The sequence below is a fragment of the Jeotgalibacillus proteolyticus genome, assembly GCF_050107735.1.
Lineage (GTDB): Bacteria > Bacillota > Bacilli > Bacillales > Jeotgalibacillaceae > Jeotgalibacillus > Jeotgalibacillus proteolyticus_A.
This window is the reverse complement of record NZ_JBNILO010000005.1, coordinates 216,698-230,871: the sequence shown is the minus strand read 5'-3', so window position 1 is coordinate 230,871 and position 14,174 is coordinate 216,698. Positions and strand designations below refer to the sequence as shown.

The 14,174-nt window shown below is 42.3% G+C and carries 14 protein-coding genes; 9 read left to right on the top strand and 5 right to left on the bottom strand.

The window, feature by feature from the left end; translation table 11 throughout:
* The first annotated feature begins 56 nt into the window (after window positions 1-56).
* The 5 genes from ACQCT8_RS10345 to ACQCT8_RS10325 are packed head-to-tail and all read left to right on the top strand — an operon-like array spanning window position 57 to window position 4,846.
* Window positions 57-962, top strand: coding sequence for a carbohydrate ABC transporter permease (locus tag ACQCT8_RS10345; RefSeq protein ID WP_426870803.1), 906 nt, complete (start codon window positions 57-59; stop codon window positions 960-962).
* Between the two features lie 15 nt (window positions 963-977).
* A complete protein-coding gene (locus ACQCT8_RS10340; protein WP_426870801.1) occupies window positions 978-1,802 on the top strand; it encodes a carbohydrate ABC transporter permease in 825 nt (274 codons plus the stop codon).
* Window positions 1,803-1,834: 32 nt separating this feature from the next.
* Window positions 1,835-2,866, top strand: a complete 1,032-nt coding sequence (locus ACQCT8_RS10335) for a LacI family DNA-binding transcriptional regulator (RefSeq protein WP_426870799.1) — start codon at window positions 1,835-1,837, stop codon at window positions 2,864-2,866.
* Window positions 2,867-2,879: 13 nt separating this feature from the next.
* Window positions 2,880-3,494 (top strand): DUF624 domain-containing protein, encoded by a 615-nt coding sequence (locus ACQCT8_RS10330; RefSeq protein WP_426870797.1) that lies wholly within the window; start codon window positions 2,880-2,882, stop codon window positions 3,492-3,494.
* Window positions 3,491-4,846, top strand: a complete 1,356-nt coding sequence (locus ACQCT8_RS10325; protein ID WP_426870795.1) for a GH1 family beta-glucosidase — start codon at window positions 3,491-3,493, stop codon at window positions 4,844-4,846. Before ACQCT8_RS10330 ends, ACQCT8_RS10325 begins: the two co-directional genes overlap by 4 nt.
* Window positions 4,847-4,988: 142 nt before the next feature.
* On the opposite strand, the gene ACQCT8_RS10320 is transcribed toward ACQCT8_RS10325, so the two are convergent.
* Both ACQCT8_RS10320 and ACQCT8_RS10315 read right to left on the bottom strand, forming a co-directional pair.
* A complete protein-coding gene (locus ACQCT8_RS10320; RefSeq protein WP_426870793.1) occupies window positions 4,989-5,195 on the bottom strand; it encodes a hypothetical protein in 207 nt (68 codons plus the stop codon).
* 397 nt (window positions 5,196-5,592) lie between these two features.
* Window positions 5,593-6,258: a haloacid dehalogenase type II gene (locus ACQCT8_RS10315; RefSeq protein ID WP_426870791.1), complete on the bottom strand. Its 666-nt coding sequence runs from the start codon at window positions 6,256-6,258 to the stop codon at window positions 5,593-5,595.
* Between the two features lie 232 nt (window positions 6,259-6,490).
* On the opposite strand from ACQCT8_RS10315, the gene ACQCT8_RS10310 reads away from it, so the two are divergent.
* Entirely contained in the window at window positions 6,491-6,886 is a 396-nt protein-coding gene (locus ACQCT8_RS10310) for a hypothetical protein (protein ID WP_426870789.1), read from the top strand.
* Window positions 6,887-7,028: 142 nt separating this feature from the next.
* Window positions 7,029-8,060 carry a hypothetical protein gene (locus ACQCT8_RS10305; protein WP_426870788.1) on the top strand — a complete coding sequence of 344 codons (1,032 nt, stop codon included), beginning with the start codon at window positions 7,029-7,031 and terminating at the stop codon, window positions 8,058-8,060.
* Between the two features lie 153 nt (window positions 8,061-8,213).
* On the opposite strand, the gene ACQCT8_RS10300 is transcribed toward ACQCT8_RS10305, so the two are convergent.
* From ACQCT8_RS10300 to ACQCT8_RS10290, 3 genes are all read right to left on the bottom strand, one after another.
* Window positions 8,214-9,521, bottom strand: a complete 1,308-nt coding sequence (locus ACQCT8_RS10300; protein WP_426870786.1) for a methyl-accepting chemotaxis protein — start codon at window positions 9,519-9,521, stop codon at window positions 8,214-8,216.
* A 232-nt stretch (window positions 9,522-9,753) separates the two neighbouring features.
* Window positions 9,754-11,187, bottom strand: coding sequence for a PH domain-containing protein (locus ACQCT8_RS10295; RefSeq protein WP_426870784.1), 1,434 nt, complete (start codon window positions 11,185-11,187; stop codon window positions 9,754-9,756).
* Complete coding sequence (locus ACQCT8_RS10290) at window positions 11,184-11,699, bottom strand: PH domain-containing protein (protein WP_426870782.1); 516 nt, start codon at window positions 11,697-11,699, stop codon at window positions 11,184-11,186. Before ACQCT8_RS10290 ends, ACQCT8_RS10295 begins: the two co-directional genes overlap by 4 nt.
* A gap of 167 nt (window positions 11,700-11,866) precedes the next feature.
* On the opposite strand from ACQCT8_RS10290, the gene ACQCT8_RS10285 reads away from it, so the two are divergent.
* Together ACQCT8_RS10285 and ACQCT8_RS10280 are read left to right on the top strand one after the other, a co-directional pair.
* Window positions 11,867-12,496, top strand: a complete 630-nt coding sequence (locus ACQCT8_RS10285) for a hypothetical protein (RefSeq protein ID WP_426870780.1) — start codon at window positions 11,867-11,869, stop codon at window positions 12,494-12,496.
* On the top strand, window positions 12,486-13,892 hold the full coding sequence (locus ACQCT8_RS10280) for a DUF6792 domain-containing protein (RefSeq protein ID WP_426870778.1): 1,407 nt from the start codon (window positions 12,486-12,488) through the stop codon (window positions 13,890-13,892). The genes ACQCT8_RS10285 and ACQCT8_RS10280 overlap by 11 nt, the downstream gene beginning before the upstream one ends.
* The last annotated feature ends 282 nt before the right edge of the window (window positions 13,893-14,174 follow it).

The window sequence follows — 14,174 nt, the reverse complement described above, 5'->3', positions numbered from 1 at the left end:
AATGCGCAGTGTGATTTTCGCATTGGTCTTCTTTCTCTTAAAGGAGGGACTTCAAAATGAGTGCAGAAGCACATTCACCGAAAAGGTGGAATGAAAAACGAAAAGAATCTTTATCTGGCTACCTATTTATCTCGCCATTCTTTATTTTATTTGCCATATTCGGTTTGTTTCCAATGCTGTTCAGCTTCTATCTTGGTTTTCAGCGGTGGAATGGATTAGGGGAAATGGAGTTTGTCGGGTTTCAAAATTTTGTATTCGTAATGGAGGATCCGATTTTTTGGAAGTCTCTATGGAACACGATCATCATGGGTGTGCTGGGAACAGTGCCGCAGCTGATTGTAGCGATTTTCCTTGCGTTTGCCTTGAACTCGGCGCTCGTAAAGTTTCAGAGTGCATTTAGAGCTGCTTTCTTCTTGCCTTATGTAACCTCTACTGTAGCGGTGGCCATTATTTTTGGCGTCATGTTCAGCAGCCAGGACTTCGGTTTAGTCAATGTGTTTTTTAACGCAATCGGGCTCGATAGTGTGAATTGGCAGACAAATGAATGGGGCGTTAAAATCGCGATTGCCGTAATGGTATTCTGGCGCTGGCTTGGGTACAACACCATTATATATCTTGCCGGTATGCAGGGGATTCCGAATGATTTATACGAAGCAGCTACGATTGATGGGGCGACGGTTTGGCAGAAAATCCGTTTTATCACCATCCCGATGCTGCGTCCGATCATCATTTTTACGATCTTCCTCTCTACCATTGGATCTCTGCAATTGTTTACAGAACCGCTTGTCTTTTTAGGCGGAAATCTGAGGGAAGAAGGAATTACGGTTGTTCTCTACCTATGGAGAGAAGCTTTCTCAAATATGGCATTTGGAACCGCTTCTGCATCAGCCATCATTTTATTCCTGATTATTATCGTATTTGCTACTGTGAATTCTCTATTGGCGAACAAAGTATTTAAATAAGGGGGAGAGTCCAAAATGTCCAACGTTATTTCAAAAATTAGTTTATACGCGGTTTTAATTATTGGTGCATTATTGTCGGTCTTCCCTTTTTACTGGATGTTCGTCATGGCGACCAATCACAACAACGTAATTAATAGTGTTCCGCCGGCTTATTTGCCAGGTGCTGAACTAGTAACCAACTTTCAAAACGTATTAGACAATATTGATTTCTTCGGTGCAATTGGAAATTCTCTTATTGTCGCAACTATCTCCACGATCGGTGTTCTGTTCTTATGTTCACTTGCGGGATTTGCATTTGCCAAATATCATTTTAAAGGCAAAAATCTTTTATTTGGACTTCTGCTGATTACCATGATGGTTCCGCCTCAGCTTGGCCTGATTCCCCAGTACTATATTATTACGCAATTGGGATGGCTGAATGATTTAAAGGCTGTAATCGTACCAGGACTCATTGACGCATTCGGTATTTTCTGGATGAGACAGTATATTTCAAGCAATGTACCAGATGAATTGCTTGACTCAGCAAAGATCGACGGATGCTCCCGTCTACGTGTGTACTGGAATATCGCGGTGCCGATTATTCTGCCTGCTTTTGCTACGCTTGCGATCATTAAATTTATGTATATGTGGAATGATTTCTTATGGCCGCTGGTTGTACTAAGAGATGAATCCGTTCATACAATTCAGATTGCGCTGAGAGGGTTGATCGACGCGTACGTGAAGGATAATGGTATGATATTGTCAGGAACTTTCTGGGCAACAATCCCGCTTGTTCTGATCTTTCTTCTCTTCAACAGACTCTTTATCTCCAGCCTGACACAAGGCGCAGTAAAAAGTTGATTATCACGGGGAAGAGTACAGGAGCTGACAGTATGACTAAACGATATACCATTCAGGATATAGCAGTACTTGCTGGAGTTTCTGCTGCCACAGTATCAAAAATTATGAATAACACAGGAAATATAAGTAAAGCAACGCAGGATCGGGTAAGGGCGATCATCAAAGAAACAGGCTACTCACCGACACATTCAGCGAAAAGCCTTGCTTCGAAAAAAACAAATTTAATCGGCATTGTCTACGCAGGTAAAATCAATGTCGATTTATCACATCCATTTTTTAATCAGGTGTTAAATAGCTTTAAGAGCCAGATTGGGTTGTTAGGCTATGACTTTATCTTTTTCTCCAATGAACAATATAAAGGAAATTACTTATCCCGCTGCCGCCACTATAATGTGGATGGTGTACTGATTATTGCCGGGGATGATGTGGAAGATGCGATTGAACAGCTTGATCACAGCTCCATCCCCTGTGTAGGAATTGACATCGAGCTTAAAGGGGAGCGGTCAAGCTATGTCATGACCAACAACCTAAAAGTATCTCATTTAGTAGTTGAATATGCATATATGAATTCCATTGAGCGGGTCGGGATGATTGGTGGAACGCATGATTCAAGAATTTCCATGCTTCGTGAAGAGGGATTTAAAGAGGCCATGAAAAAATTCGGTCTGCTTTTGAACGATGAATGGACTGTATACGGTGATTATTATGAAGAATCCGGCTACCGTTTGATGAATCAAATGATTGTAAAACAAAAAGGAAATCTACCAGAGATGATTTTTGCTTTTTCTGATCTGATGGCGCTCGGTGCTGTAAGAGCGCTAAGAGAAAATGGCTTGCAGGTGCCAAATGATATCAAAGTAATCGGCTGTGATGATATTGAAGCGTGCCGCTATTCGCACCCCAAGCTCACGACCATCCGGCAGGATAAAGAAAAAATCGGAATTCTGGCAGCAAAGCTATTAAGCGATTTAATCGATAAAAAAGGAAAAACAAGATCCCTGCTGGTTGATCCGGAATTGACAGTCAGAGAGAGCTGCGGGTTAGCTGCAGAGAAAATGTATTAAGGAGGAGTCGAAGGTGATAAAAGGTTTTTTAGGAATCATGGAAATGTTTGCGTCCTTTGTTTTACTGAACCTCCTGCTTTTCGTGTACTCCCTTTTGATCATCACGTTTATTCCTGCACTGGCAGCGGCAATTGAAACGATGCATAAGTGGAAAAAAGAAGGATTATCTCCTTACTTTGTTCATTCTTTTCATTCAAGCTTCAAAAAACATGCCGGCAAAACGAGCTTAACTCTTTCAGGCATTTGGTTTGCAGGACTGACCATACTCGCAGCAGATGCCTGGCTGGCAGCCTCCTTTGTAATGGCAATGGCTGACGTGCTTTACGTCACCGCGATCCTGTTTTTCGTGATGTGGCTGCTAATGATGCCGTATATGACGGTACAGGTGATGAAAACAGATCTAAATGTGATCGGAATTATAAAGAACAGCTTTTTACTGCTATGGATTGAATGGAAGAGAAGCCTTGCGATGCTGGCGATCTTCTCAGCCTGCTTAATAGGGGTCCTAATCATGCCATTTATCAGTCTGATTACAGGCAGTTTGCTCGCTATATCAATCTATTCAATTTTTATCCCAGTGATTAGAACCTACTACGCAGCACCACTTCCAAGGGAGGTAATGGAATGAGTAAGATCCAATTTCCACAAGATTTTATCTGGGGAACAGCGACAGCTTCTTATCAAATTGAAGGAGCTGCAAACGAAGGAGGAAGAGGTGCTTCCATATGGGACACTTTTTCAAAAGAACCGGGCAATGTAAAAAACGAAGATAATGGAGATGTGGCATGCAACAGCTACCATTTATATAAAGAGGATGTTGCTTTGCTAAAGGAACTGGGTGTTTCCACCTACCGTTTCTCTATGGCATGGCCGCGAATTTTTCCAAATGGAGACGGCGAGCTGAACCAGGAAGGACTGGATTACTATCACCGTTTAGTGGATGAACTGCTTGAACACAACATTAAACCGATGTGTACCCTTTACCACTGGGATCTTCCTCAGGCACTGCAAGACCGGGGCGGATGGGAAAGCCGGGAAACGGTCGAGGCGTTTGACCACTATGCTAAAACCATCTTTTCGTCCTTTAAAGGAAAGATTTCAACATGGATTACGATAAATGAACCATGGTGTGCTTCGTATCTGTCAAATTATCTTGGAATACATGCACCAGGGAAAAAAGACTTGCAATTAGCGACCACCGTCGCTCATCATTTGCTCCTTGCGCATGGGCGTGCTGTTCAATCATTGAGAAAAATTGATGCCCAAGCGCAGATCGGCTATGCGCCAAATGCCGGATGGTCAGAAGCCTACTCTGATTCAGAACAGGATCAGCAGGCGGTCCGCCGGGCAAATGGCTGGCAGGTTGAATGGTTCATGGATCCTGTCTTTAAAGGAGAATACCCCGACTTTTTGGTCAATTGGTTTAAAGAAAAAGAAAATGTCACCGTTCCAATTCAGGAAGGCGATATGGACGTGATCTCAAGTCCGATCGATTTTGTGGGAATCAATTACTATACGGGAAATGTGGCCCGGTATGATGAAGGAAATGGTCTTTTTCATATAGAAAACCTTGATTTTAATTATGAGCGTACAGATATAGGATGGCCGATCTACCCTGAGGGCTTCTATCAATTGCTGACATACCTGAATGACCGCTATGGTCAGGTTCCAATCTACATCACGGAAAACGGCGCCTGCTATAACGATGGGGTTGAAAACGGAGAAGTAAAGGATGACAACCGCATCTCTTATATGAGAAGCCACATCGCCAGTGTTCACCGTGCCATGCAGTCAGGGGTGAATGTAAAAGGCTACCTCGCCTGGTCACTCATGGACAATTTTGAATGGGCAGAAGGCTACGATATGCGTTTTGGGATCGTGCATGTAAACTTCGATACACTCGAAAGAACGAAAAAAAACAGCTACTACTGGTACAAAAACCTGATTTCACAATCATATTTTGATTTAATAAAAGCGTAAGTTTGAAAAATAAAACATTGATTTGTTAGTATCTGAAAGCGGCTGAGGCGAATGTGCCCTGGTCGCTTTTTATCGTTCACAGGACTTAGATGAAAGCAGAAAGGGAGGCAGGATTTGTCATCGTATTCAAAGTCCAGGTGAATTAATCGGAGGAGTTCTTATGTTTTTTAATTTTATAGTTTTTCACAGTTATAACAATAAAGGCAATATAAAAAAAAGCGGCCACAATGAACGAGGAGGAGTAATAAATTTGATTGTAAAAGTTGGAGTTAAAGTCTTCCATAGCGTTTGGAACCAAAACCAAAGTAACAATTAATGTTACACCTATCAGCGCTATACTATTCTTCATCTAAACTCTCCTTTTTATGGAATGAAAAGAAGTTGGGACGAATGTGTCTCAGATTCTTTGACCGGTTCACTGGGCTTCGGGCGGACGCTTTCCGCAGGGACGGCGCTGAGCCTTTTCAGGGCCGTGCCCTGTAAAGTCTCAGCTTGCCGTCATATCCTGCAGGAGTCGCCACCCTACGCTCCGCTCACCTTATACTATTAATTGATCCTGTCTGAATTTCTCTCCTTCTTTACGTATGACTCAGCCTGAATTTGTTAGGATAGGGGGAAATTCATTCGTACTCGTGGAAAAACTAATAGGATATTAGATGCCATTTAATTTTATCGTCAAAGTAATCATTTCGTTGTTATAAGTTACATAGGACACGCATAAAATATACATGAGCAAGTTCTATCTTTTAAAGCCATTCTACTATTCCTTTTAGGTCTGTATAGACACAATCCGGCGTCAGCCCTAATTCTTCCTGCGGCAATTCATTGCGGTTAATCCATGCTGTGTGAAAGCCAAAGCTCTTGGCTCCGGAGATATCCCATCCATTTGAAGACATAAACAGCACTTCTTCACGGCGGACATTCAGCTCCTCAAGGACTTGATTATAAGAAGCGGGGGAAGGTTTAAATTGCTTGATTTTGTCCACGCTGAGAGTATCCGTTAAGTAAGAGGAAAACCCTGACTGTTCCACAAGCGGCTCCAGCATATTAGGTGACCCGTTAGAGAAAACGACCAATTTCCTGCCTTGAAGTGCGCTGAGCACCTCTTTTACTTCGTTGTAGGAATCCAGCTTTTTGTACGCATCCAGCAAAGCTAATTCCTGTTCATGTGAAAGCTCCTCCTGCTGTTCCTTTACAGCGTAGCGCAGGGCATCAAGAGTGACCTGATCAAAAGGTGCATATCTTCCCATCACCTGACGAAGAAAAAAGTATTCCAGCTGTTTTTTCCGCCAGCCTTGGCTTATTGCTTCCCCTTTATCAGGAAAAAAATCGTCGCAGGCTTTCGTGACAGAGTGTACATCAAAAAGCGTACCGTAGGCATCAAATACAAAAGCTTTTATTTCAGGTTTCATCTATTCCAACTCCTTTATTTTGTGAGGCACTAGTTTGTTGTTCCCTATTTCAGCTTGAAAACACATTTTTAAATGAGGCTGTCTGTTTTGTTTTAAATGGATGCATGTTAACACGGCTATAATATAAATAGTAATTGGCACAGGTGAAAAAGTGAGTCGCAGGCTGTAACTTTACGATTGGTCCGGACGTCTGTTAAATGAGAAAAAGAAAAGGAGAAAAGGGGAAATGGAGATGAAGAAAACGGTCTTTGCTGCACTGGCACTATTTTTTACTCTTGCCAGTATCATCCTTGCATCCAATACGTTTTCTAAAATTGACCACGTAGCCATTCAGTATTGGGATCAGGATACTGGAGAGTATGGAATTCAAGCATACATAACAGACAAGTCATCCCTAAAAGTGATTCGCGAGAGCTTGAATAAAGCCTCTCATGAAAAACGTCAGTCGGAAATGTCGCAGTCTGCCAATATAAAAATGACCGTGTTTTACGAGGACAATAAAGAAGAAAAGATTTATTTATGGAAAGAAAGCGGGCAGTTTACCATTTTCACAAGCGGTGATCGAGATGGTACGTATTATTTAAGTGAAGGAAAGGCGAAGGATCGCTTGGAGGAAGTATTAAAATAGTTGAAATGAACAGAAGCGGGCGGACCATCATCCGTCTTTTTTTGTGCGAAAAACGAGCTGGATGTTCACACATTTTTCTGACGTTGATTCAGAGCTGGCAGTTCTGCAGGTATATAATTAAGGGATAAAGGGGAGGGAGTGAATGGGAATGGTTTTAAGACAGACGTTACTTTCCAAATGGTCCATTGGATTGTTAATCCTGCTGCTTAGCACGAATATCCTGCTTTATCAACCAGCCGTGTTGCAGACGCTCACATTGGAGATTGAAAAAGAAATGGTGATCGGTACACTGCTGGACTTTATCATCGTGGCCCCGCTGCTGGCATACGCTGCTTTTCCTATTTCAAAAAAGCAGGCAGCAGGAGTGGCAGTGCTTGGTTTACTGGCAGCTCGGTTCATTATCCCAATGGAATATTTTTCTCCATATACCGTGTTTCTCTATATAGGACTCATTGCAGAAGGCATCCTCATTTTTATTGAAATTGCCCTGATCATATGGCTGATTCCCAAGATTCCTCTCATTAAAGCTGAGATGAAAAGGATGGATGCAGGTCCGGTGTTTTCGCTTTTACCAGCTGTTCAAAAAATGACGAAAGACCGCTTGCTTATCCGGGTGATCCTATCAGAAGGAATGATGCTGTATTATGCCTTATTCTCCTGGAGGAAAAATCCTCCACACCACAAAGGGACAGTGACATTTCATAAAAACACTTCCGCAATCGCCTTTCATATTATGATCATTCATGCCATTTTAATTGAGACCATTGGGATTCATTGGTGGCTTCATGACAAGTGGCCCGTACTCTCTATCATTTTACTCTGCTTAAATATCTATTCGATTCTACTGTTTTTAGCTGAAATTCAAATCACCCGGCTTCATCCAATCGAAGTCAAAAATGGAGAGGTTTATGCTGCACAAGGTCTAATGAAGCGGATCGTATTCAAGTTGGAAAATGTGGATAAAGTGGAGTGGGGCACTCAACTCGGGGCTCACGCGCTGACTTTTATGTTGAAGGATTTTGAGGAAGTGCATCCTCAGGCAGTTGTTTACCTGAAAGAACCGGTTGAAGCAACCCTGTTTATGGGGAAGAAGCAGATGATAACTGAAGTGGCCTTTCGTGTTGATGAACCTGAACGATTGAAGCGGCTGCTTGAAGCAAGCTTAACAGAATAACGATGAAAATGCGTTCGGTCGTTTATCGCGAGTTTTAATCAGGGGGAGCAGGCGGGGTGGGAGGTGATACACAGCAGAATGCAAAAGCATTTGTGCAGATCTCCTCCCGTCCCACGAAAAAGAAGATAAACTGATCCCAACCTTCTGGTAAGCTTACATATTTTGCTCTGCTTTTATCAATAAATTGCCTGTCAGTACAGATAGTCCTTCAGTCGTGTGGCTGATTTCCTGGATTGATTCCACGATTTTATCTAAATCACGCTTGTTGCGGCCAAACATGTCCAGGTAGTTTTCCATTTCTGTTTTTACGGTGAACAGGCCCCTTTTTACTTCCTGCAGCTTTGTTTGAGAATCTTTATTGGATTGAGTAATATCTTCCATTTGGGAAACGAGCTTGGTAATGCTGGCGTTATTCTTGCCAATCAGCGTATTGATGCTGTTGCTCATTTCCTTCGAGTTTTCCGCAAGCTTCCGCACTTCGCTTGCCACGACAGAAAATCCTTTACCATGCTCGCCGGCACGCGCTGCTTCAATCGATGCATTGAGAGCTAAAAGATTGGTCTGGTCTGCGATCGCTTCAATTCCCTGCGTCATCCGGATGATTTCCTCAGACGTTTCTTTTAAGTCCTGTATGCCGGAAAGAGAAGTGTTTACTTTATCAGTTGATTGAATAAACTGCACTTCCATTTTTTCCATCTGCTCTTCATTTTGAATGGTCAGACCGACAAGGTTTTTACTCGTTTTTTCGGTTTGTCCTGTCTCTTCAAGAATCTGAGCCGCTCGTGAACTGGTGTCTGAGATCGCAGCTTCAGTCTGCTCAACAGAAGCTGCCACTTCCTGGCTGACCGATACAATCTCCTGCTGAAGATTAAGCCGTAAATCATTCGCTTCATTAATTTCCTGAAGTCGTGCATCCATATACTGATTAATCACAATCTGAGAGTCCAGATTCATCGCATGTGAAACAGCCTGTATAGCCTGTGATAACACCTCTGGCTGCTGCTGATAATGCTCAACAATTTTAGGAATGATGAGGGTGTTAAATGCAGAGTAAGAAGCAATAAACCAGGTAACAGGAACAAAATTGCGGTTATGCGTACTGCCCATCCGCTTGCGCATTTGAAGAAAATCCTCATCCATCTTCCCGGTCAGAAGACTGCCAAAATAATCACTGAATACTTTTTTCAGCCGTTCCCGTGTAGATTGATTTTGAGCAATTCTAGCCATTTCCGGACTTTTCATCAAATGATCGAGTACGTTTTCGAGCACTTCATCAAGGATGGATTCCATTAGTGGAGCCATTTCCTTTAATGTATCTACCTGAGCCTGCGTATAGCCCATATAATATAATCTGTCAGACAGGCTTTCATCTGCAGCTGTAGCAATGGCGGATTTTTCGGGAAATCCAATTGATGCGCGAAACAGCAGGGGATTCTTTCTTTCTTTCGTAAATGTGAACATAGGCTTCCTCCGATTTTCTTCTGATTAAACGCTTGATGGTTTATTGTAACAGAGCGCAGAATCACAAATTATTTCCAAAAATAGTATGCTATACGTGCTTTTATACTTAATATCGGAATATTTTTATCATTTTTAACCCTTTAGTAAAAGAAAGCGAAAAAAAGAGACTGGAAATTCAGCCCAGTCTCTTTAATCTTGATTGCCATTCATTTGTTTTACTTATTTAACCCTTTCAGGATTTTTGTTTAAACCAGCGGTAAAAGTCGCTGACATCTTCTTTGGGGACATCGGCTAACTGGCTGACGTAAACAGGTTTTGACCGGTTGGAAAATTCGAGAGTTGCTACATTAAATTTTCGCTGAAGCCAGGAGTGGCGGACTTCAATTTGCTGAACGCGTTCTTTCCTGGTTAAAAAGGTTTCATTTGAAAAGCCGCCCTTTCTCGTCTGAATAAAGTCACCGTGTCTAAGGTAGCTGGTGAACAAATAGTCCAGTACACGGGAGGCTATGCCTAATAAAAAAACAATGCCTGCTATCCAGAGCCATTCGCGCTGAAAGATAAACAACCCTGCCCCTACGATCAGAGTGCCGAAATAAGGAGAAATCAGCTTTAAAAGCAGCACCTTTCTGGGCAGCCTTTTCATATTTTCTTCAATCTGATAATCCGGCAGAAGAACATTGGTTAAACGGTAGGCCTCTTTTTTTGCCATGAACGGATAAAGAGAATTCGTTTCCTGCTTTCCGTCACCCATTTTCCCGGCACTCACCAATTTTACTTCCGCCATATTCAGCATTCTTTTTATAAAAGATTGATGGATCGTAATCGCCTGTACTTTCTTTTTAGGAATCGAAAAAGATGAAGTAGAAAGCACACCTTTTTGAATGTAAATCCGCTCTTCATCTGCAGAGATCTCGTAGTTTCCATATTTAATCACCGTCTGAACATAACCGATCGCAACAGATAGGATCATTGCGATGATAAAGAGAGGGATCAGCATCCATAAATGGTTTGCAAAATAGAAAAAGATGTTTTCGGCGGATGATTCCAAACTGAAAAAATCATCAATTTGAAAATAAACAGCCGCTAAAATAGGAAAAATTGCTAGAAAACTTAAGGAAGTAAATGCCGCCTTTAACGTATCTTTTTTAGTTGAGCGAAAGTAAAAAGTACGATTATAAGAGGTTTGTGCAATTTCTTCTGTTTCTTCTGTTTCTGTTGCATTTTGATAATTGACTGCCTTTAAAATCTGCTGGGCTTCCTCAGTGGAAAGGACGGTAAACTTCACTGAAGCCTGTGCATCGCTTGTGCCGGTTTCAAGAGAAAGAGAGGTTAAGCCGAGCATCCGGTGAAGAAAGTTGGTGCTCGTTTGATTGTTTTGTATCCGCTCAAAAGGAACCGTCCGCTGATTTCTTACAAGCACGCCTTCCCGTAGAATAATCGATTGGTTTGTAATCTGATAGGTTTGAACAAACCATTTCAGGACGATGTGGATTAACGTCCAGACCGCGAAAAAGATAAACGCGTATTTTGCCCACAAAATCCAGCCGGAATTGGTTCCGGATCTTAATACAAATAAAAACACTATAAAGAAAACGGTGTTTTTTATAAAAGAATACAGTTCAAATAACAGCCATGCTGGATGATATCGTTTCGGCTGTGTCATCATTCCTCTTCTTCCCTTTCTGAATCAGTGTCTTTCACCTTTGCAAAAACGGCGATCTGAGAGCGAAGCGCAAGAGCTTCATCCTTGTAAATGGCCGGTATCGTGTGACTGGATGTGGTTGTTCCGATTTTTACATTGTATAGATCATGCCTGCGTAAAAAAGGTCCCTGATCCGTCGTCACATACTCTACCTTTTCCATGGGTATAAGTGTGTGATACTGATTGAATCGGCCATGCTTCAGCTGAACGAACTCCTCATCAATTTCATAACGCCAGGATTTTTGCAGAAAAGAGGGTTCAATAAAAATAGAGAAAACAGCTGAAATCACCATTAATCCCACTAAGATGTAGAGGGCTGTATCAATCCACCCCGCCCATTGGTAAACGCTGCTGAAATAAAGAAAAGCGCCTAAAATAATCAGGACGGCCGTGTGCCCTATGGTGTTGGTCATCTGCCAGATTCCAACGATTTTTGAAGATATTTTGCGTGATGGTTCTGTTATATGTAAGTACATTTTCAATTCACCTCTAGTATGATATACGGTTCAAAAGGAAAAATGTTTCAGAATTGTTGAGCCTGTTAGCCTTTGATTTTAGAGAAAATTGAGAAGAGATATATGATACAATTAATGGAAAACATACCTGGTTGAATCTTTTATCATAAATTAGGGGAGGAAGCTGAATGGAGAGTTCGAACAACGACCTGTTTCAAGAAGGAAATAAGAAAGGTTATTCTTATGATCGTGCGTTTCAGGAAGAATTCACGCGTCAATTCATTTCCTTAACGCAAGAAACGGAGCCGGGGTTTTATCCCTTGCGTTCAGCAGCAGGCAGCTATGAAATGATCATTCCGGAAGAAACGATTATTGACAGCATGAGCTATACGCTGGCACCGAGTAAAGATTATGAATCCTATTTATGCTATATAAGACGCGGCGATGCGGGAATGGTTCATCTCAGAATTGCTTTTTTTGCAGTAAACAATTCACGTTTTGTTGCGGACTATCTTGCTGCTACTCAATCTCATGCAGGCGAAAAACTGGCATTTGATAAAGTTACGCTTGAGTCAAAGGATGTGTATATGGCAAGGGGTGCCGACCAGCGATCAGGTGACATTGTAAGAACCGGATACATAGGATACGTTCAGCATACAGCTGGCAGTGGTGGAATGCAGTTTTATTATGATTTTTTCGGCGGACATGCAACAGAAGCCCTACACGAGGAAATAAAAACGCGTGAAAAACAGACGTGTCAGCAGATTATGCATTCTGTCGTATTTCATTCCCTAGGCGGTGCCGTAAATGGGTCCTGAACTGCTGTACACTGATGCTCTTAGGCTTCGTATACTGGAAGCAGAATATGAAAACCTTCCAAAGCCCCTTTTTAAAGAAAAATTGAAGCAAATATACTATGAAGAAACCAAAACCCCTCTTGACGGGGAAATTGACATTATGTGGTCGTCAGAAGTGGAAGCGCTTAAACAGGATACTTCAGGCTATAACGGAACTGCTGTTCATTGTTACTCTCCGCAAATGAACGTGAATCAGCTATATATCATTTCACAAGGAACGATTGATTCAGGAGACTGGTATTACAACATCAGCTCGCTTTTCGGAGGCGGACAGGCTTATCAAGCTGTTAGCGCCCAGATCTTCAGGAACCATGCTGTCAGGCATTTTAGTGAAAAGTCAGGAGACATTCCGGCTGTGATAGGTCTCGCTCACTCCCTCGCCCATAACAATAATGCAGGCGCTCATTTGATCAGCAATGGATTTCATAAGCTCTATAGTGTAAATGGCGCGCAGCCGAGTGTCTATCAGCTGGCGATTACGGACCGGAATTTCAGAAGCGGATTGATTCAGGCTTTTCCGGAGATCTTGACAGACCCAGCCGCTCTTTACACACTTCCTCCAGGTGAATTAACCTTGTTTGCCCAATCCTATTATGAAGCAAAAGCGGAAGGAATAGACCAGCTGATCTCAGAGGATGACCCTGTATATGCAATCAGCAGCATCAGGGGCTTCTTTACCACAGGAAACGTTCGTATGATTGATACCAATCCCGGAACAAGCGGTCTTCGTGCCATGGCAGAAAAAGTACCGGACAGTTTTGTCTCAAGGCTGCAGCTTCTTGCGCAGGAATACGGCGCTGCATTCAGGGATGGGGACTACGTGAAAGGCATAGAGGCACTAACGGGAATTAATATCGCATTATTCTCGAGTGCCCGTCATTTGCAGGATGTGCTGAAAATCTATTTTACTCAATCGGCTCAAATCGATGAGATGATCCGCCGGATGAACGAACGAATTCCTCCTATATTTCAATTGATCAAATCTGTTACACAAAAAAGAGAGAAGATCTGGAATGCATTTTTTTCTCATTACTTTATTACCGAGGAACAAAAAAAGCTGCTTATCCTTGAAACAGAACGATTTGAGGAAAATAGCCAGAAGGCAATTGAAATAATTGGGAAATTGCATGCCAGAAGAGACCTAAGCACCTATCCCGTTCTGCCTGCTCAAAAAAGAGCACGCTGGATTCCTGTGACGGATCTATACTACGGTATACGTTTATACTTTCTTGTAAAAAGAATGAGAACCAATCTGAAAAAAATGGTTAAAACCCTCACGCCTGTTTATTTAGACATTCTGCAAAGCCACACGATTGAGGAAATGCTTGTGGCGCTTAATAAGGAAAAGCTTTTGTAAAGTGCATGGGACAAGGTTTCTCACGTTTTTTTACCGGTTCACTGCGCTATAGGCAGGGGCTTTCCGCAGGAACGAGGGCTTTTAGCCTTCTTGGACCTTGCCGTGCGAGGTCTCAGCTGGCCTCATTTCCTGCAGGGAGTCACCGTCCTCCACTCCTCCAAGCCTTTTTTCATTTTTTCTCTTTTCATCCATGTGTATAAAGGACACTGCCTGCAGGGAAAGCTTGTGAAATACTTAACCGCAGATCATTTTATTCAGCCGGTTATAATGATCTGAAAAAGG

Excerpts from the sequence above, each read along its gene's own strand:
- ACQCT8_RS10345 (WP_426870803.1), top strand. The coding sequence starts at position 57 with ATGAGTGCAGAAGCACATTCACCGAAAAGGTGGAATGAAAAACGAAAA.
- ACQCT8_RS10340 (WP_426870801.1), top strand. The coding sequence starts at position 978 with ATGTCCAACGTTATTTCAAAAATTAGTTTATACGCGGTTTTAATTATT.
- ACQCT8_RS10335 (WP_426870799.1), top strand. The coding sequence starts at position 1,835 with ATGACTAAACGATATACCATTCAGGATATAGCAGTACTTGCTGGAGTT.
- ACQCT8_RS10325 (WP_426870795.1), top strand. The coding sequence starts at position 3,491 with ATGAGTAAGATCCAATTTCCACAAGATTTTATCTGGGGAACAGCGACA.
- ACQCT8_RS10320 (WP_426870793.1), bottom strand. The coding sequence starts at position 5,195 with ATGAAGAATAGTATAGCGCTGATAGGTGTAACATTAATTGTTACTTTG.
- ACQCT8_RS10315 (WP_426870791.1), bottom strand. The coding sequence starts at position 6,258 with ATGAAACCTGAAATAAAAGCTTTTGTATTTGATGCCTACGGTACGCTT.
- ACQCT8_RS10310 (WP_426870789.1), top strand. The coding sequence starts at position 6,491 with ATGAAGAAAACGGTCTTTGCTGCACTGGCACTATTTTTTACTCTTGCC.
- ACQCT8_RS10305 (WP_426870788.1), top strand. The coding sequence starts at position 7,029 with ATGGGAATGGTTTTAAGACAGACGTTACTTTCCAAATGGTCCATTGGA.
- ACQCT8_RS10300 (WP_426870786.1), bottom strand. The coding sequence starts at position 9,521 with ATGTTCACATTTACGAAAGAAAGAAAGAATCCCCTGCTGTTTCGCGCA.
- ACQCT8_RS10295 (WP_426870784.1), bottom strand. The coding sequence starts at position 11,187 with ATGATGACACAGCCGAAACGATATCATCCAGCATGGCTGTTATTTGAA.
- ACQCT8_RS10290 (WP_426870782.1), bottom strand. The coding sequence starts at position 11,699 with ATGTACTTACATATAACAGAACCATCACGCAAAATATCTTCAAAAATC.
- ACQCT8_RS10285 (WP_426870780.1), top strand. The coding sequence starts at position 11,867 with ATGGAGAGTTCGAACAACGACCTGTTTCAAGAAGGAAATAAGAAAGGT.
- ACQCT8_RS10280 (WP_426870778.1), top strand. The coding sequence starts at position 12,486 with ATGGGTCCTGAACTGCTGTACACTGATGCTCTTAGGCTTCGTATACTG.